Source organism: Candidatus Omnitrophota bacterium (genome assembly GCA_040755155.1).
In the GTDB taxonomy this organism is placed as follows: Bacteria; Hinthialibacterota; Hinthialibacteria; order Hinthialibacterales; family Hinthialibacteraceae; genus JBFMBP01.
Genome location: JBFMBP010000078.1, coordinates 69,888 through 85,513, shown reverse-complemented (window position 1 = coordinate 85,513; position 15,626 = coordinate 69,888). Strand labels below are relative to the sequence as shown.

Annotated in this window: 21 protein-coding genes; 10 read left to right on the top strand and 11 right to left on the bottom strand. The window is 48.6% G+C overall.

The genetic code is table 11. From position 1 onward, the window contains the following. The 11 genes from AB1656_10680 to miaA all read right to left on the bottom strand — a co-directional run. On the bottom strand, positions 1 to 4,393 hold a 4,393-nt coding region (locus tag AB1656_10680; protein MEW6235841.1), incomplete at its 3' end, for an SUMF1/EgtB/PvdO family nonheme iron enzyme. 1,296 nt (positions 4,394 to 5,689) lie between these two features. Next, positions 5,690 to 5,914, bottom strand: coding sequence for a type II toxin-antitoxin system HicA family toxin (locus AB1656_10675; protein MEW6235840.1), 225 nt, complete (start codon positions 5,912 to 5,914; stop codon positions 5,690 to 5,692). Then, the gene (locus tag AB1656_10670; GenBank protein ID MEW6235839.1) at positions 5,914 to 6,162 is read right to left on the bottom strand and encodes a type II toxin-antitoxin system HicB family antitoxin; all 249 of its coding nucleotides are present in this window, start codon (positions 6,160 to 6,162) and stop codon (positions 5,914 to 5,916) included. The genes AB1656_10675 and AB1656_10670 overlap by 1 nt, the downstream gene beginning before the upstream one ends. Before the next feature lie 415 nt (positions 6,163 to 6,577). Further along, entirely contained in the window at positions 6,578 to 6,790 is a 213-nt protein-coding gene (locus AB1656_10665) for a DUF2283 domain-containing protein (GenBank protein ID MEW6235838.1), read from the bottom strand. 138 nt (positions 6,791 to 6,928) lie between these two features. After that, positions 6,929 to 7,054: a hypothetical protein gene (locus tag AB1656_10660; protein ID MEW6235837.1), complete on the bottom strand. Its 126-nt coding sequence runs from the start codon at positions 7,052 to 7,054 to the stop codon at positions 6,929 to 6,931. 13 nt (positions 7,055 to 7,067) lie between these two features. Continuing rightward, positions 7,068 to 7,262, bottom strand: coding sequence for a hypothetical protein (locus AB1656_10655; GenBank protein ID MEW6235836.1), 195 nt, complete (start codon positions 7,260 to 7,262; stop codon positions 7,068 to 7,070). A gap of 209 nt (positions 7,263 to 7,471) precedes the next feature. Further along, positions 7,472 to 9,166 carry a hypothetical protein gene (locus tag AB1656_10650; protein MEW6235835.1) on the bottom strand — a complete coding sequence of 565 codons (1,695 nt, stop codon included), beginning with the start codon at positions 9,164 to 9,166 and terminating at the stop codon, positions 7,472 to 7,474. Positions 9,167 to 9,208: 42 nt separating this feature from the next. Continuing rightward, positions 9,209 to 9,505, bottom strand: coding sequence for a hypothetical protein (locus AB1656_10645; protein MEW6235834.1), 297 nt, complete (start codon positions 9,503 to 9,505; stop codon positions 9,209 to 9,211). After that, complete coding sequence (locus tag AB1656_10640; GenBank protein ID MEW6235833.1) at positions 9,492 to 10,568, bottom strand: hypothetical protein; 1,077 nt, start codon at positions 10,566 to 10,568, stop codon at positions 9,492 to 9,494. Before AB1656_10640 ends, AB1656_10645 begins: the two co-directional genes overlap by 14 nt. A 376-nt stretch (positions 10,569 to 10,944) precedes the next feature. Beyond that, on the bottom strand, positions 10,945 to 11,241 hold the full coding sequence (gene hfq / locus AB1656_10635; protein ID MEW6235832.1) for an RNA chaperone Hfq: 297 nt from the start codon (positions 11,239 to 11,241) through the stop codon (positions 10,945 to 10,947). A gap of 58 nt (positions 11,242 to 11,299) precedes the next feature. Continuing rightward, positions 11,300 to 12,286, bottom strand: a complete 987-nt coding sequence (gene miaA / locus AB1656_10630; GenBank protein ID MEW6235831.1) for a tRNA (adenosine(37)-N6)-dimethylallyltransferase MiaA — start codon at positions 12,284 to 12,286, stop codon at positions 11,300 to 11,302. A gap of 39 nt (positions 12,287 to 12,325) precedes the next feature. Here miaA and AB1656_10625 point away from each other — a divergent pair, with 39 nt between their 5' ends. The 10 genes from AB1656_10625 to AB1656_10580 all read left to right on the top strand — a co-directional run bounded on the left by AB1656_10625 (position 12,326) and on the right by AB1656_10580 (position 15,566). Beyond that, a complete protein-coding gene (locus AB1656_10625) occupies positions 12,326 to 12,739 on the top strand; it encodes an HNH endonuclease (GenBank protein ID MEW6235830.1) in 414 nt (137 codons plus the stop codon). Beyond that, on the top strand, positions 12,723 to 13,025 hold the full coding sequence (locus tag AB1656_10620; protein ID MEW6235829.1) for a nucleotidyltransferase family protein: 303 nt from the start codon (positions 12,723 to 12,725) through the stop codon (positions 13,023 to 13,025). Before AB1656_10625 ends, AB1656_10620 begins: the two co-directional genes overlap by 17 nt. Positions 13,026 to 13,073: 48 nt before the next feature. After that, the gene (locus tag AB1656_10615; GenBank protein MEW6235828.1) at positions 13,074 to 13,286 is read left to right on the top strand and encodes a DUF2283 domain-containing protein; all 213 of its coding nucleotides are present in this window, start codon (positions 13,074 to 13,076) and stop codon (positions 13,284 to 13,286) included. Positions 13,287 to 13,381: 95 nt separating this feature from the next. Beyond that, the gene (locus AB1656_10610) at positions 13,382 to 13,651 is read left to right on the top strand and encodes a DUF4160 domain-containing protein (GenBank protein MEW6235827.1); all 270 of its coding nucleotides are present in this window, start codon (positions 13,382 to 13,384) and stop codon (positions 13,649 to 13,651) included. 12 nt (positions 13,652 to 13,663) lie between these two features. Next, entirely contained in the window at positions 13,664 to 13,903 is a 240-nt protein-coding gene (locus AB1656_10605) for a DUF2442 domain-containing protein (GenBank protein MEW6235826.1), read from the top strand. An 88-nt stretch (positions 13,904 to 13,991) separates the two neighbouring features. Further along, the gene (locus AB1656_10600) at positions 13,992 to 14,231 is read left to right on the top strand and encodes a type II toxin-antitoxin system HicB family antitoxin (GenBank protein MEW6235825.1); all 240 of its coding nucleotides are present in this window, start codon (positions 13,992 to 13,994) and stop codon (positions 14,229 to 14,231) included. A 77-nt stretch (positions 14,232 to 14,308) separates the two neighbouring features. Continuing rightward, on the top strand, positions 14,309 to 14,587 hold the full coding sequence (locus tag AB1656_10595; protein ID MEW6235824.1) for a type II toxin-antitoxin system prevent-host-death family antitoxin: 279 nt from the start codon (positions 14,309 to 14,311) through the stop codon (positions 14,585 to 14,587). Continuing rightward, positions 14,580 to 14,876: a Txe/YoeB family addiction module toxin gene (locus AB1656_10590; protein MEW6235823.1), complete on the top strand. Its 297-nt coding sequence runs from the start codon at positions 14,580 to 14,582 to the stop codon at positions 14,874 to 14,876. The genes AB1656_10595 and AB1656_10590 overlap by 8 nt, the downstream gene beginning before the upstream one ends. Before the next feature lie 122 nt (positions 14,877 to 14,998). Beyond that, the gene (locus AB1656_10585; GenBank protein MEW6235822.1) at positions 14,999 to 15,295 is read left to right on the top strand and encodes a BrnT family toxin; all 297 of its coding nucleotides are present in this window, start codon (positions 14,999 to 15,001) and stop codon (positions 15,293 to 15,295) included. After that, positions 15,282 to 15,566, top strand: a complete 285-nt coding sequence (locus AB1656_10580) for a hypothetical protein (protein ID MEW6235821.1) — start codon at positions 15,282 to 15,284, stop codon at positions 15,564 to 15,566. Before AB1656_10585 ends, AB1656_10580 begins: the two co-directional genes overlap by 14 nt. Positions 15,567 to 15,626: the final 60 nt, after the last annotated feature.

Here is a 15,626-nt window from a genome sequence, read left to right as displayed (position 1 = left end):
AATCCGCTAGGCCGTTGCTTTCGTTGAGCCAGTATTCACGCTTGGCTTTTTGATAAGCTTCTCCTACAGTCATAGATGCCGTGCCCGATATCAGCGCATCGATGAATCGCAATCCCAACAGTTCCGTAAAGCCGATGCTTTCCCGGCTTGATCCAGCAAAAGCAGTGGTTCCTAAGTAGGCCCCTACTCCGGTCTTCATGAATACATCGGTGAAATTATCGTATTCTTTCGTGGGATTGGCGATTCTCCGGTCGAGGTTCAGACCGCCGTGGCCTCCCCAGTTCAGTACGATGGAGCCGAGAAGAGTTTCAATATAATTCTTGGCAGACTTCGATGATAAAGGTATTTGCATTTTCATTCGGTAAATCTTATCGTGAGTTCCATGCAAACCAAGAAGATTAATGGGATTATTCGCGTTTAGAGCATCTATCAACTCGAATAGGTCATCCCCATCGGGCAATCGATTTACTCGTCCCAGATCGGATGCCAGGATTTGCGCCGCCAGGTCCGCTCCATTGGTATAAGAATCGCTGCCCGCCACTAACGCTTTGTCGAAATCGATTTGACCATTTTTACCCAGATAAGCGTCGATCATGGCGCTCATCTCTTCCGGCGTCTCGACTAACCTTCCTACTAACAAATCGTTAGGCAGGTATAATTCTTTTTCCAAGTCGGATTTCATCCACGACGGCGTGGAATCGGCGTAGTAATCGTCCGTCAACAGCCGGTCTTGGCGCAGAGCTATGGACAGCGGATGGGTTTGATCCAGTTTTTTGTAATAATTGAATTCGCTGTTATTGGTTCGCGATTGATTTTCTACTCTGTAGAAGGGAATGGCCGCGTCCGAGCCGACGATGACGAGATACTTCACTTTGGCGTATTTCTGTTCGATGCGTTTGCCCCCGACAATCGCTTTGATATCTTCCGCTATAGCATTAGCCATACGGATATTATCTTGACCTTCCGTTTTGGTTCCTAAATACAATAGATTGCTGTCCGCATCCCAGGCTTTGTACTTGTCGCGCAGGGATGTAAATTGATCCAAATCGATAATCTCGCCGCGTACGGTTTCATGCGCAAGCAGCGAGCTTAGTTTATTCCATAGCGCCGTTACGCGATCCTGGCCGAATAGACTATTTAGACGGTTGCGCGATATGATAATGAGGGTGAGGATGTCCGGCGGGGGAAACGGCGTTCGCGGCGTAAATGTTAGAGTCCATGTCGGCGTATGTGTTGGCGTAAAGGTTGGCGTTAAAGTTTTTGTACTAGTAGGAGATGGGGTTTTTGTTGACGAGGGGGTATTAGTAGGCGTATATTCTATAGGACGAATCCCTACTACAACATCGCTCCCTGCTACCGTTACGGGCGTATCCGGATAATAACCGAATGGATTAGGAGGTACAACTAGCACATAATTGCCATCGGGTATGTTTATAAAAGTAAAACTCCCATCCAAAATGCTGGTTGTAGTGGTAATTCCTAATGGATTTAATTTCACTGATACGCCACGAGCGATGCCTCCAGTAGGACCTGGGAATTCTGCAACATATCCTGAAATCGTATGATGGGACGGCGTCGGCGTGGGCATATTGTCTAATGTTGATAAGTAATAAACCGGGCCGCGGGCTTCCAATTTCTTCGGCGAAGCATTGTCGATGATTCCATAAAGGATAAACCAATACGAATGGCCGAATTCCGGATTCTTCCATTCGTAATAAGTAATCGACGTATCCGTAATCGTAGTAATATAGCTTTGACTCTCGTTATCCTTCTTGACATAAATATGATAACTCTTGAAACGGGGATCTATGTAATTCCAACGGATGGCCAACGCCCGCTGATTCGGCGCATCGGCGTCGAATTTGCCTGTCAAATCGTCCACGCTTTGCAGATCGTCCGTGATGATGATCGTATTCTCCGGGATGATAATGGTCGGCGTTACTGTCGGCGTGAATGTCGCCGTTGGCGTTTTCGTGTAAGTACTAGTCGGCGTAGGCGTTTTCGTGTAAGTGCTAGTCGGCGAAAACGTCGGCGTCCGCGTCGGCGTCGATGTGTAGGTAGGCGTGACCGTGGGCGTATTCGTCGGCGGTACTGGCGGGGAATAAGCGGCGTTGAGGTAATATTTCCTTTCGATAACTTCGAATTTCGATGTTAACGCTGTGATGGTTATCGTAATAATTTCTCCTGTGCGCGTCGAGGAATATGGAATTGCGATATTCAGCGCGCCGATAACGTAATTGTTGCCTTTTTCTTTTAATGACATTCCATATAGTTTCGTTTCTTTCGCTTGCACATCCGCATTCGGCATCATCGTCGAACTGGCTAAAGGATCGTCGAAGCGGATTTCCAGATTGACAATATCACCGGAACGAACGTCCGTTATGGATTCGTTGGCGATAGATTTATAGGCTCCACCATTAATCTGGAGAGTAGTTGTTATTTTGGGCAATAAGTTGGGATTAATGGTCGGAGTCATCGTTGCCGTCGGCGTAAAAGTGAATGTATGCGTTGGAGTGAATGTCGGCGTGTTAGTCGCAATGATAGTAGGAGTGTTAGTCGATGTCGGCGTCGATGTGGGACTCGGCGTGGGCGTCGGAGTAAATACGGGAAGAGTTATAACATGAGTAGGATGTTGTCCCGAAACCACCGTCACGGTTCCTTGATATTCGATACCGTAGGACGTAACCACATAAATAGTGTAATTGCCGGGTTGTATAGGATCGGTAATGCGGAAAACGCCCACGCTGTTTGTTTCCGCCGTATAAATCCCCAGCATGACGGTGGCTCCCACAACCGGGATGTTGCCTCGGGTAACCAATCCCGCAAATACGACCCCTTCCGGTATCGTCGGCGTGTTCGTGGGGGTGAAGGTAGGCGAATTCGTCGGCGTCGGCGTCGAGGTAAAGGTCGGCGTCTGCGTATCCGTTGGTGCGTCCAGCATGCGCGTAGGCGTCGATGTGGGACTCGGCGTGGGCGTAAATGTCGGCGTGGGCGTAGGATCGTTGTCGTAAATCATCAAAATGACATTGTTGTAATTGGAAGCCAACGTCGCGTTCGTTGGTTCGGACAACATCAAAATGACAGTCTCATTGCCTTCAAAAACCGAATCGTCAAGAATTGAGACATCGAACGATTTGCTCACTTCGCCGGGATTGAACGAAAGCGTCCCATTAGCGGATATATAATCCGACAAGGAACTTGCTGTTCCGTTCATTGTTGAGTATTTCACCGAGACGGCGCTAGTGTAAGCGTTGCTGAGTAAAACCGTAATCGTAGCCTTGCCCGCGTTCTCGACGATATTATAAGAACCGGCGCTGAAATTGACGGTCGGCTGCACGGCTGACGGCGAGGAGGTGGGAACCGGAGTGATAATCGGGTTGAATGTCGGGGTGCTTGTATAAGTTGGAGTATGGGTAAAAGTCGGCGTGTTTGTAGGGGTAGGGGGTGGAGTATTCGTAGGTGTTGGTGTCGTATATTCTCTAACAACTCGAAAACCCACATAAAAGTATGTAGTGTCCTGGATGAGCCCGTTGCGAGAGGCCGAACGTTGATCCCCATTGACATCGAGCCAGCAGCCGCCGCGTCCCGGACGGCCCGAACCGCTAATTGCGCCAGTTGGATCTATTTGCGGCACAGAACTATACCCCCCCCACAAATCCTGGCACCATTCCAATACGTTCCCGCTCATGTCATATAGCCCCCATGCATTGGGCAGTTTTAATCCGACTTCATGGGTTTGACTCCCTGAATTATTACTATACCACGCATAGTTCCCGATCTGGCTGTAATTCGAATCATCGCCCCAATAGAAGCGAGTTGTCGTTCCCGCTCGGCAGGAGTATTCCCATTCCGCCTCTGTCGGCAAACGGAAAGTTCCTTGCCCCAGCTGGTTCAATGTCTGGATGAATGTCTGGCAATCGTTCCATGAGACATAATACACAGGATAGTTCGATCCAACGCCATAACCTGACGATGGATTGCTCCCCATCAACGCCTGCCATTGCGCCTGCGTCACTATGTATTTTCCCATATAGAACGATTTGGTTAGCGTAACTTGGTGCTGCGGTCCTTCATTCGAATACCGATCCTGCTCGTTATCCGGCGATCCCATCATAAACGTCCCCGCCGGGATGAGCGCCATCTCCAGCGGCTTTGCGCCTTGGGGGAGGTTGGGAAGCGGAACGACGATGGTCGGAAGGTTGACTGGAGTGAAGACGGGGGTGGGGGTGGGAGTAAAAGTAGGGGTGGGAGTGTTCGTAGGCGTTGGAGGGGGCGTTGGCGTCGCTGTCAATGTAAAATCCCACGTTAATTCCCACGTGTCGGCGATTGGCGCATTTGTGCTGACTATCCCTCCAAAGAGGACAATCTTGTTACGCGCTGTGTCGTATGCCATCGCATGTTCGCTACGACCTGGTGGGCCAGATACATTCACCTCTGTCCACTGGGTTCCGTCCCATTCCCAAGTGTCATTCGCATATGAAATATCGCTATTTCCTCCAAATAGAACAACCTTACTTCGAATGTTATCGTAAACCATCGCTGCCCAACCAGCACCGCGTCCTGCTCCACCAGGCCCAGCTGTGTCTCTTTGAATCCACTGAACACCATTCCATTCCCATGTATCTTTCAGCCAGCTGATTCCATTGGTCCCACCCAAAAGAACTACTCTTGCCCGATTGGCGTCGTATGCCATGAATTGCGTGTCGCGAGGACCTGGGCCAGTTGACGCTACTTGTGTCCACAGACTTCCATCCCACTCCCATGTATCGGCATAATAAGTCGTGTAACGATTTCCTCCATAGAGCACTACTTTGTTCCGCGAATTATCGTAGGCCATGCCGAACAAGCCACGAGGAGAGGGCCCGGCTGTGGCCACTTGCGTCCACTCGGAACCATCCCATTCCCAGGTGTCGGAATAGTAAGGGTAGGAACCCCCGTGAATCCCACCTCCAAAAAGAACCACTCTATTCCGCGCATCGTCATAAACCATGTTATGTTCACCACGAGCTGACGGAGCACTTGTGGGATTCTTCTGCGTCCATTGCGTTCCATTCCATATCCAAGTATCCCCTAGAACACCCGAGCTATTCGTGTCATCCCTGCCACCGAAAAGCACTACATTTCCACGAGCCGCATCGTAGGCCATTGCATGTGCGAAACGAGCCTGAGGAGACGTCGCGGGGTTTTTCTGCACCCACACCGCCCCACTCTGCCCAACCGCCGACATCGAAACAAGAACGCACGCCGCCATGATCGCCAAAGAAATTTTCCGCTGTTTCATGATGGTACCCTCCATATAGGAAAGATTCCCAGATCATAAAACCGGTTATTCAATAGCAAAATAATCCAATTTTCTGTCCTATAGCGCCGATTTTGTCATATTGTACCGCGAGAATAATGTAATATCTACGCGAAATTCATTTTTGGCGGAATATTCTTCCAATAGGGATAAACGGAGCGGGGGGGGAGAGATTGGCGGGACTCGTCATGAAATTGTCCGAATCGGGATGGCCAGGATTTTCTGGATTTTCAGGATAAAAAACCCTGGTCATTCTTTCATCTGGGAAATCATGATTCGGACAAAAACGATCGAATCACGGATAGCGCGGATTTTCGCGGATGGCGCGGAGAAAAGCCTTTATCACGAGGCGCTAAGATTCGGCTTGGCAGCGGAAAGTTTTTGGGGAAATCATGCGTCTAAAAAATCATCGACTGCGATATCCGCTTCCCGCAAAATGGCTCTTAGCGTTCCTTCCGCCAGGGGTTGGGAATGGCGCGGAATCGTTACTTTGCGGGCCGTCGTTTTATGCCGCCAAATCTCATGGCTGCCGGGACCCGAACGGTCGAACGCATACCCCAATTTGCGGAGTCTTCGCGCTACTTCGCGATAGTGAAAACCGGAGAGTCTGCCCATCAGCCGACGCTTACCGGGACGAATAAATCGAACGTTTGCGCTTCCTGCAATCCCCCCGCCAAAGCCGGAGGCAAGGGATCGCCATGCTCCAGGCAGGATTCGGCGATTTTACGCGCTAATCCTTGAGCGATTTCGGCGGCTTCGGCGACGCTTCGTCCTTCCGCCACCAAACCGGGAACATCGGGACTCGTAGCGAGATAAACACCTTCCGGCAAGGCTTCGATATGGAGACGAATCGCGGTTTCCATCGTCTTTTTTCCTGTCAAACGTTCTTCGCCAAATGAGACGGCGTCATGTCATTTGAAATAAAACGATTCCCATCCGCTTCCCGATCCTTCGCGAGACGAATGGTTTGTTTTCCATCATGCAAAATAAGGTACAACAAAATGCAAAAAAAACAAATAGAAAAATCTTGTTTTCTTGCGGGGGGCGGCGCTTCGACCGGATTGTCAGAATCGGGATGGCTAGGATTTGCAGGATTTTCAGGATAAAGAATCCTGGCCGTCCTTTCATCCTGGGGATCATGATTCCGACAAAAATACCCCCCTGGCGGAGCGTCTTCACGAGGAGTCAGGCGCCGCGTCCCATCCACTGGCCGTTATTCCTCAAGGCAGCCTTCCTGGAGAAGATAAGAGCGCATCACCTGCACGAATGGCTCCGGTGTTAATGGCGCCATGCCACATTCTCAAGGATGACCTGTTGAAAAACTTTCGGATTTTGAAAACGCTTCAGGGCATCCAATATTTCAATTCCAGCCAGGCAGCCTTCCCGATCGTAATCCGCCGCGATTCCTTCGGCTAAATGCTTTGTAGTCACGGTGGTCTCCTGAAAACGGATATAGAGAGCATCCACTTCTTCATCGTAAGAAATTATCATTTGCAATTCCTTCCTGTTTCAAAGGCGCCGCACGGATTGTCCGAATCCGGATGGCCAGGATTTGCAGGATATTCAGGATAAAAAAACCCGGGTATTCTTTCATCGCGAATATCATGATTCGGACGATGGGCGTTTGAATCACAGATATCTCGGATCGACGACGGATTTCACGGAGAAAGCTTTGGGGATTTTTTCCGCGCCATCCAAATTTTCCGCGTTCTCCGCGATGTTTCCAATGCGCCATCGATCTTGCCTTGTTTCCATAGGGCGGGCTGCCTCAATGAGACGATGCCTCAGACGATGGATAAGGATCGTTGGATTTTTTCAACTTTTCTTGACGCTGCAACAATTCCTCGGTTCGCAGCTTCCAATATTCCAGTTGTTCGTTCGTGGTTTTCCCTTGGAGTTTTACTTGAACCAGCACCGCGCCTTGGCGTTTCATCTCCACGCAGTCTAAGGTTTTGGGTTTCATCGCCGACGACCTCCAGCATTGCGCTATCCTGCTTTATGGAATTTTAGCACAAAAATAGTAAATATCTCATTACAGGCATTCTTCGGCTTGTTCTAACCGAATTTGAAGCAATGCGCGAATTCAACGCTTTATGCCGACCTGAAACCATAGTTATTTAATTTAGAAGCATTGGTGGAGAACGGCGTTTGGCAATTGATCGCCGCGCGGGATTATTCTCCCAGCGCTGGCTTCTCGCCCATAAAAAGCGTAACCACGGCGCGGATGTCTTTGGATGGAAGGATTAGGCGGCCAGTCAACGTTTCGCCTTTCGTCTGGACGGAGATGGCGAATCCCTCCATCGGCGCTTCGGGGATTTGCAATCCTGCTAACAAATTGATAGGGCCTTTCGCCAGGGCTCGTTGGATGGCTTTGAATTGCTGCATGAGATTGAAGCGCGCCGCGAAGAAGGCGCTGCGGTCGGCGGCGGCAGGCCAGGCGGATGCGTTGGAGGCCGCCGCAGGTTGGTTTAATTTCTGCAATACGGGAACGATTTTCCCCGTCGAAACGGCAAAGGCGTTGGCAACGGCGGCGTATTCCAAATTTACATTGAAAGCGGCAAGTTCATTGCTTAGGGGGGATTCGGGATCTTTGGCGTCAAAAGCGATGCGCAGGGTGGAATAGGGAAACTCGCCAACTTTGCCCGCGTTGGGACGATCTTGGATGGAGCAGAGGATTTCGCCGCCGTCGAAAAGAGACGCGGCGGCGCGCTTCATCCATTCGATATGCGTCTTCGCCAATTCCAACGCCGCTTCGCGGTTGGAAACGTCGAAGAGATGCGTGAATTGAACCAGCTGATCTTCTTTATCCGCCAGCTCCACGGCGCCCGCTTGGAGACCCGTCAGCGTTTTGGCGGCTAAAGTCCATGTTTCGCCCAATCCTTTTCCATCCGCTTCCGCTTTTGTCGCATCGCGCAAGATGCGTTCGCGGGACATGTCGAAAAAGCAAGGCGGAATATTGACGAAGTAATGAAGGATTCCCTGAGCCGGCAGAGCGGAAAGCAGGGGCATGGGATCGGCGGGGGTGAAGGCGGCGAAAAACTGGGCGAGCGGCGATCCAGATCGAATGCGGATATTTTTCTCGAGAAGGGCGGATTCGGCGGAGAAGCCGAGGGAAAGATGTACGGATTCGATCTGGCGCAGCAAGTCCAGCCCCCACTTCGCTTTCATGGCTGCTATGGGACTAACGCTTTCGATCAAGGCATCCGCATGAACCGATTTATGCTGCACGGTATTTTCGAACTCTTTTTCAATTTCGCCGCCGACTTGGCCGAGGATTTTTTCAAGGTTAATCCAGAGAGCAGCGTCTTCGCCGTTTTTCCGAGGCCAGTCTTTTACAGGGGAAAAGGAGTCTTTTTCCTTTAGCCATGCTTTGACGATCTCTTCGGCCTTCTTTTTGCAAAGGATGGCGGCGCCGTCTCTCGACCAAATCCGCAAATCGCCGGAGGCGTATTCGCCATCGCCGGTTTTATCCAATGGGAATTGCGCAAGAAATTGGCTTTCATCGGAGAGGGGATAGCGGCAAACGAGATAATCTTCGGGTTCGTAGTCGTCTATCTCGTTCAGAAAAAGAAAAGCCCAGACGGATTGATCCTTGGCCATGCCGTCGAGACTTTTAAGTTCGAAAGGACTTTTTACGATAGTTTCGATTTGATCCGGCGCCGTGAATCCCGCCGCCTTTTCCATAAAAGCGTCGAAATGGGCGCCCATATCCTGAATGGAAACAATGCGGAACGCAACGGCGGCCTGAGGGGGAAGAACGGAGAAGAGATTGGCTTCAGATATGGAATCCGTTGCATAAGAAATAGGCGATAACGCGAAAAACGAAATGGCGAAAAGAATAATTGGGCATTTTAGACTCATATTCATTTAGTATATCCTTAAGATGTTATAGAGAATGAAAAGATTTTTCTATTCGAGAGGATCAATCAAATTCTTCTCCCGCAAAATTTTTTCGTATCCTTCGCGATCCATCGAACAATCGACCAAATCCAAAAACTGCTTATTTTTAAGGCGGCATTGTTTCGCCATTTGATTTAATAAATAGTCGTCGAGTGAATTCATTTTACTGCCATGACTTGTGTAAGTATGGATGTGAGTCAGGTTTCCACCCATTGTTTGATAATAGAAAAATTTATGATGCGCGTTATCCTGACAAAAACCTTTTTTCAGTAGAGACGATTCCACGAGGCGTTTATCTTTTGGCATTTTGTTCATTCTCCTCGATGGCGGATAATAACCTTCTTTTTAATTCTTGCGCCAACGGCGTCATTTTCGAATCGTCGCCTAGAGCGTACACGCTCCATAAAAATTCCATATGATCCGATAATTCCTTACTCAAATCGTCGCGAGTATAAGCAAAAATATCGATTCCTAAATCGGGATTTTCAATACAAAGCAATTGCTTCGATTCATCCAATCTCGGTTCAAAAATTAAGTTTTTTTTCAACCGCATAGACTTATTTTCATAGTTAAAATCGGAAAGGACAAAAGGAGAAAGATCAACTTCCTTGATCGATTTAACGTCAAGGATTTTTTTGGGATTATCTTTCTCGTCGAACACGACGATTCCCGTAACTTGGATATAATCGCGGGGATGCTCTAAAAGCATATCCTCCAACGATTCGTCATAAATGCATACCAATTCACGGTTTGTGGGTGGATAAACTAGCGTGATTTTACGTTCGTCAAAATCGATTTCCGAAAGCCTGCCCGTTACGGTCAGAATCGTAGCCGCTTCTTCTTGCGTCATGGAATAAAAATCGTTTATGGCCTCCTGAATATTGTAGGAAGCAACAATAGGATCGCCATTTTTTTCCTTCAGAAACATTCTGATTCCGCTCCCTCGTTTGGGAATCATTTTATCCAAGGAAGCGATAAGTTTGTTGCGGCGGTTTCCATCTTTAACAAGATTGAAAAAATCGGGGTAATTTTTTTTCGAAATCGCCGTAAGGGATTGACGAAAAGAACTGGCGACTTGACGTATATCGTCCGGCGCAAAAAGATCGCAAGAAGGATCGCCGATTCTTATGGGAATGGCGACGCTTCCCTTTTCGGGAGGAGAACAAAGAATCGAATATTTGCGTTCTATGTCTCCAGAGATTTTATCGCGGTCCCGCGTAGGTTTTTTTTCGTGCTCTATGGCGAGGAGATGAATAACGCGCTGCATATTCCCCAAGGTTTGGACCAAAATGTTGGCTGGGACATGCGGCTCGTTTGCTAGACCAATAAATGATAAAATCATTTCCTCGGCAGGTTGCGATTCATTCATTTTATCATCCCCTAGAGAGATAAATTACTCACGATGAAAAACTTGGCTAGTTTTTTCGTAATTCCAAAACAAATCGGATTCCCCAAATTATTGATATCCCTCAATGGATAATCATTATATTCTTTTAGGGGAAAAAACATATCCGAACAGGAGGATCGTATCTTATTATCTTTTCGCATTTATGGCAATGAAATCGATTAAAAACAGACGGATAAAACAAAAAAAAGCGGGGATAATGTTCGAAACGTTGTAAGTATATTTAATTCAATTAGATAGTAATAGATTTCCATCGCTTTTTTTTGCCAATACATCGGCAAAGGCCCAAAAGCATTCGCTTTTGGGCCTTTGCGTTGAGACGGTCGAATAGGGCGTAATTTTAGCGTTCGCGATCACGGGGCCGGCTAGGCGGTTTGGTTGGGACTTCGCCTTCGCCCATTTGATTCCAGCGCACGCGGGTTTTGGCTCCGGGCATGATGGTGGCGACGGCGTGCTTATAGATGAGATACTGCTCCTCGCGTTCGTCGTTGAGGAGAATGATGGTGAAGTTATCGAAAGCGGAAATTTTCCCGTGCAGATCGGAACCGTCAACGAGATGAACATCGAGAGAAATCCTCTCTCGCCGGGCTTGATTGAGAAAACTGTCCTGAATATTCATCACACTCTTGGCGGCCATTAGAATCCCCTTTCCATTTTAGGGCATCTCATTAAAAGACAGATTTCGACCCTTATACTTATCCTCTATAGTTATCACTATTTAACCAAATTTGCAAGGATTGACGTACAATTTCCTGCAAATCTTTTCGATTTTCCCAAGAAATCCATTGAGAAGGGCATTGGCGGCGAAACCAGGTCATCTGTCTTTTGGAATAACGGCGAGTGCCGGAAGCCGTCGAAACCATCGCTTCCGGCAACGATATTTTCCCTTTTAGGTATTGATAACACTCCTTATACCCCAAAGCTTGCATGACGGTGAGCCGCGGGGAACAACCGAGTTCCATCAAGAATAACGTTTCTTCGATAAGCCCGTTATGGTACATCCATTGTGTGCGTTTTTCGATGCGGCGAGCGAGTTCGTCCCGTTCGCGGAGAACGCCGAGGAAGCGGGTGAGGGCAAGCCAAGGTTTAATCTGTTGGCCTTGGCGCAAGCGGGAGACGGTTTGGCCGGTTTGGCGTATGATTTCCAAGGCGCGCAGGGCGCGGCGGGCGTCGCGGGGGTGGATGGAAGCGGCGGCGGCGGGATCGAGGCGTCGCAGTTCGGCGTAGAGGGCGGGAAGGCCTTCGGCTTGCAGGCGGCGTTGGAGAGAACCGCGCAGATCGGGATCGGGATCGGGAGCTTCGAAGAAGCCCTCCAAAAGCGCGCGATAATACAATCCCGTTCCGCCGCAAAGAATCAGCCGCCGCTTCTCTTTCAAGGCGAGTTGAAGAATCGGCTCGGCGTATTGAGCGAAACGGGAGGCGCTGAAATTTTCCAAGGGCGAGGCGAGGTCTAAACCGAAATGGCGGATGCGGGAACGTTCCTGGGACGTGGGTTTAGCCGATCCGACATCGAGGCGGCGGTAGACCTGGATGGCGTCGACGCAAAGAATATCCGCGCCGGTCTCCTCGGCGAGAGCAAGAGCGAGTTCGGTCTTGCCCGAAGCCGTAGGGCCGATAATGGCGCAAAAAGGAAGTAATTCGTAATTATATTGATCGAATTGGGCGTCGCTGGTATTCTTCATGATATAAGAGTATAACGCAGGTTGGCGAGCGGAGAGCAGATGGGAATAAAAATCAATTATCGCAAGATCGCTTTTGAAGCATACGATCCCGTCTGTGCGCATTGCGGATTCGGCGTTCCCGCCGTCTTGGAAGTCGCCCATTTAGATGGGAATCGAACCAACAACGATCCCGCGAATCTCGCGATTCTCTGTCCGAACTGCCACAAGATGCACGATCTCGATCTTATCTCCACAGAGACGATTATCGAGATGAGAGACCGGCCCAAAATCGTGAAATGGTCGAAAAGAATGAAAGATGCGGGAAAGAAGGCGGCGCTAAAGAGGAAACGTTGCGCAACAGCCAGGAAAGCCGTTGAAACGAGAAGACGGAGAAAAGAAGAATCCCGGCTGGCGGCTTCAGCGAATGAATGCACAACGAAGACTCAAGGAGTCGGCGATGTTGACGAGAGATGACATCATCAAGATTCTAAAGGAGAAATCTCCTTATCTTACTTCAGAATATGGAGTAAAACGGATTGGTATTTTTGGTTCTTACGCCAAGGATATATCCTCTGCGGCGAGCGATGTGGATATTATCGTAGTATTCGATCGTCCGATAGGTTTTCGTTTTGTCGAGTTCGCCGAATATCTTGAGAATCTTTTGGGGAAAAGCGTCGATGTCCTGACTCCCGCAGGCATTCAGGGGATAAGAGTAGAGCGAATCGCCAAAAGCATTATGGAAAGCGTTGCGTATGTCTAAGAGATTGGATTACGACTTCCTGTGCGATATTCAAGCAGGTGATCGAATATGGCCTTAGTAAAAGTTTACTACGATCGTCAAGGAAATACATTGACTGTTTGGTTTGGCAATCCTGAAGACGAATATGAAGTCGCAGAGACTGGTGAAGAGATTCTCTTGATGAAAAACGAGCAAGGCGAAGCGATTGGATTTGAGAAATTAAACTTCGATAGAACGCCGTCAAGATCATTGCGCGTCGCCTTTGAAACGGTTGTTGATTGAGCAAGCCTTAATGGGTATAGGCGGCATGGGAAAATTCTAGGACGGAATGGATCGTTTCGGGGAGATTATCTAAAAAATATTGCGGAGAATCGAGCATGGCTATAATCTCAATGTTCTACGGAATAATTGTTTCCATGTATTTTTTCGATAATCGCCAGCATCATCTGCCGCACATTCACATCCAGTACCAAGACCAAGAAGCGGTGATCTCTCTTCCGGATGGCGACGTCTTGGAAGGTTCTCTTCGGTCCAATAAATTAAAATTAGTTCAAGCATGGATCGAAATCCATCAAGACGAACTCATGGCGGATTGGAAACTTGCCAGCGCGGGCGAGACCGTTTTCAAAATTGATCCACTCAAATAAGAAAGGCGCGTCATGAATCCTAGAGTCAAGGCCGTCAAGCCGAATCCCGATTTTACGCTTACTCTTGTCTTCACGAACGATGAAGTAAGATACTTTGACGTTAAGCCTTACTTGGGAAAAGGTATTTTTCGGGAATTGAAAGACTTGCGAGCATTCAATTCCGTCAAACCGTTTTTGGGCAGCGTTCAATGGCAAAACGGTCAAGACTTTTGCCCCGATACGCTCTATCTAGATAGTGCGCCCGTCGCATAGGGTGGATTTCTCCGTTTCAATCGAACGCCATACGGCGTACGTAAACTTGATCGATATGCGTTCGGCTCGCCATTCAGGAGTCCAAGATATGAACCAAGGCGATAAGTACGTAAAAATCGTAGAGTGGTCCGACGAGGATCGCTGTTTCATCGGCAGCTGTCCGGAACTGTTCTATGGCGGTTGTCATGGCTCGGACGCAAAGAGCGTCTTCGCCGAGCTTTGCGAACTTGTCGATGAAACAATTAAAGTCTATAAGCAAGAAGATAAACCCTTGCCTAACGCCATGTCCGGCCGCGATTTCGTCAACGCGATGCAGAGAATCGCTTGACGCGCCTCATGGAGCATGGATCGAGCATATAAAAAATATATGGAAAAATATACGTTTATAAAATAGGACGAAAAAAGATGCCAACGGTAACAACTTACACGAAAGCGCGGGCGATTTTTGCGCAGCTTTGCGATGAAGCCGCTTCGTCACGCGAGCCGGTGATTATCCGGCGGCGGGGCGCTGAGGATGTGGCGCTGGTATCGGCGGATGAATTGGCGAGTTTAATGGAGACAGCCTATTTAATGCGTTCTCCCAAAAACGCCAAGCGGCTCCTGAGCGCCTTGGTTCGGGCGCAAACGGAGGAGATTAAGCCGTCATCGGTAGAGGACTTACGCAACGAGTTGTCTCTTGAGTAAAAAGAAAGCCGCGCCGAAACCAACTGGAATCCCTCGGTGCGCTGTTTTCCATCCCGAATTTTTGGAAGATTTGCGCTATTGGGTGAAGACGGATCGCAAGACAGCCCTTCGCGTTCTCGATATCGTGGAAGAAGTATTGCGCGATCCTTTCGCTGGAATCGGCAAACCGGAACATTTGAAATATCTTCTTTCCGGAACCTGGTCCCGGCGATTGACGCAAGAGCATCGGATCGTCTACTTCGTCAAAGAAGAACAAATTCACTTTCTGCAAGCGCGGTATCATTACTAAATTGAGAAATGAGAGTTAGCCAGAAAACCAAGATAGCTGCGTTTTTTTACCCATCAGGATTATAGATAGTTACATTCTATCGATATGTATTGACAACGTATATACGTTTTACTACTATTTCTATGGACATCTATTATCAATTGCGCGGCATAACCTTTGTGTGGAATGAGACCAAAACGCGGCAAAATGCCCGCAAGCACGGGATTATCTTTGAACACTCGGCGGAAGCGTTCTTCAATCCTTTTTTGAAGGTCGTAGATGCCAGCAAAAACGATGAAGAGCGTGATGCTATTATTGGAATGGATCGAAATTGGAATCTTTTGTTTGTAGTTCATATCGAAACCGAGGAAAACAAAATCCGAATCATATCGTCGAGAGAAGCGACGCGCCAGGAGCGTTTAGACTATGAAAATGGATAAATTGCGAAAACGCTTGGATAAAAACCGTCCCATGACGACCGTCTCGATTCGTTTTCCGATCGATGTAATCGAGGATCTCAAACGCGCCGCCCCGCTTCTGGGTTTTTCCGGGTATCAACCCTTGATAAGGGCCTATGTGGGGCAAGGATTGCGGGAAGATTTGGAGCGTTTGGGAGACGACGCCGTCCATTCGCTGATCGAGAATTTAAAGAAACGCGGCGTGAGCGAGGAATTGCTGCAAGCCGCTTTGTTCGAAGCTGCTCAGGAATAAGATGGCTCGATTCTCTGGAATCGTAAGACTAGTGGTCCATTTCATTGGAAATTGTTCCCT

Coding starts and splice junctions, on each gene's coding strand:
- AB1656_10605 (MEW6235826.1), top strand. CDS start 13,664: ATGAATCCTAGAGTCAAGGCCGTCAAGCCGAATCCCGATTTTACGCTT.
- AB1656_10600 (MEW6235825.1), top strand. CDS start 13,992: ATGAACCAAGGCGATAAGTACGTAAAAATCGTAGAGTGGTCCGACGAG.
- AB1656_10655 (MEW6235836.1), bottom strand. CDS start 7,262: ATGAAACCCAAAACCTTAGACTGCGTGGAGATGAAACGCCAAGGCGCG.
- AB1656_10660 (MEW6235837.1), bottom strand. CDS start 7,054: ATGGAAACAAGGCAAGATCGATGGCGCATTGGAAACATCGCGGAGAAC.
- AB1656_10585 (MEW6235822.1), top strand. CDS start 14,999: ATGGACATCTATTATCAATTGCGCGGCATAACCTTTGTGTGGAATGAG.
- AB1656_10670 (MEW6235839.1), bottom strand. CDS start 6,162: ATGGAAACCGCGATTCGTCTCCATATCGAAGCCTTGCCGGAAGGTGTT.
- AB1656_10645 (MEW6235834.1), bottom strand. CDS start 9,505: ATGCCAAAAGATAAACGCCTCGTGGAATCGTCTCTACTGAAAAAAGGT.
- AB1656_10650 (MEW6235835.1), bottom strand. CDS start 9,166: ATGAATATGAGTCTAAAATGCCCAATTATTCTTTTCGCCATTTCGTTT.
- AB1656_10595 (MEW6235824.1), top strand. CDS start 14,309: ATGCCAACGGTAACAACTTACACGAAAGCGCGGGCGATTTTTGCGCAG.
- AB1656_10640 (MEW6235833.1), bottom strand. CDS start 10,568: ATGAATGAATCGCAACCTGCCGAGGAAATGATTTTATCATTTATTGGT.
- hfq (MEW6235832.1), bottom strand. CDS start 11,241: ATGGCCGCCAAGAGTGTGATGAATATTCAGGACAGTTTTCTCAATCAA.
- AB1656_10620 (MEW6235829.1), top strand. CDS start 12,723: ATGTTGACGAGAGATGACATCATCAAGATTCTAAAGGAGAAATCTCCT.
- AB1656_10615 (MEW6235828.1), top strand. CDS start 13,074: ATGGCCTTAGTAAAAGTTTACTACGATCGTCAAGGAAATACATTGACT.
- AB1656_10610 (MEW6235827.1), top strand. CDS start 13,382: ATGGCTATAATCTCAATGTTCTACGGAATAATTGTTTCCATGTATTTT.
- AB1656_10625 (MEW6235830.1), top strand. CDS start 12,326: ATGGGAATAAAAATCAATTATCGCAAGATCGCTTTTGAAGCATACGAT.
- miaA (MEW6235831.1), bottom strand. CDS start 12,286: ATGAAGAATACCAGCGACGCCCAATTCGATCAATATAATTACGAATTA.
- AB1656_10675 (MEW6235840.1), bottom strand. CDS start 5,914: ATGGGCAGACTCTCCGGTTTTCACTATCGCGAAGTAGCGCGAAGACTC.
- AB1656_10665 (MEW6235838.1), bottom strand. CDS start 6,790: ATGATAATTTCTTACGATGAAGAAGTGGATGCTCTCTATATCCGTTTT.
- AB1656_10580 (MEW6235821.1), top strand. CDS start 15,282: ATGAAAATGGATAAATTGCGAAAACGCTTGGATAAAAACCGTCCCATG.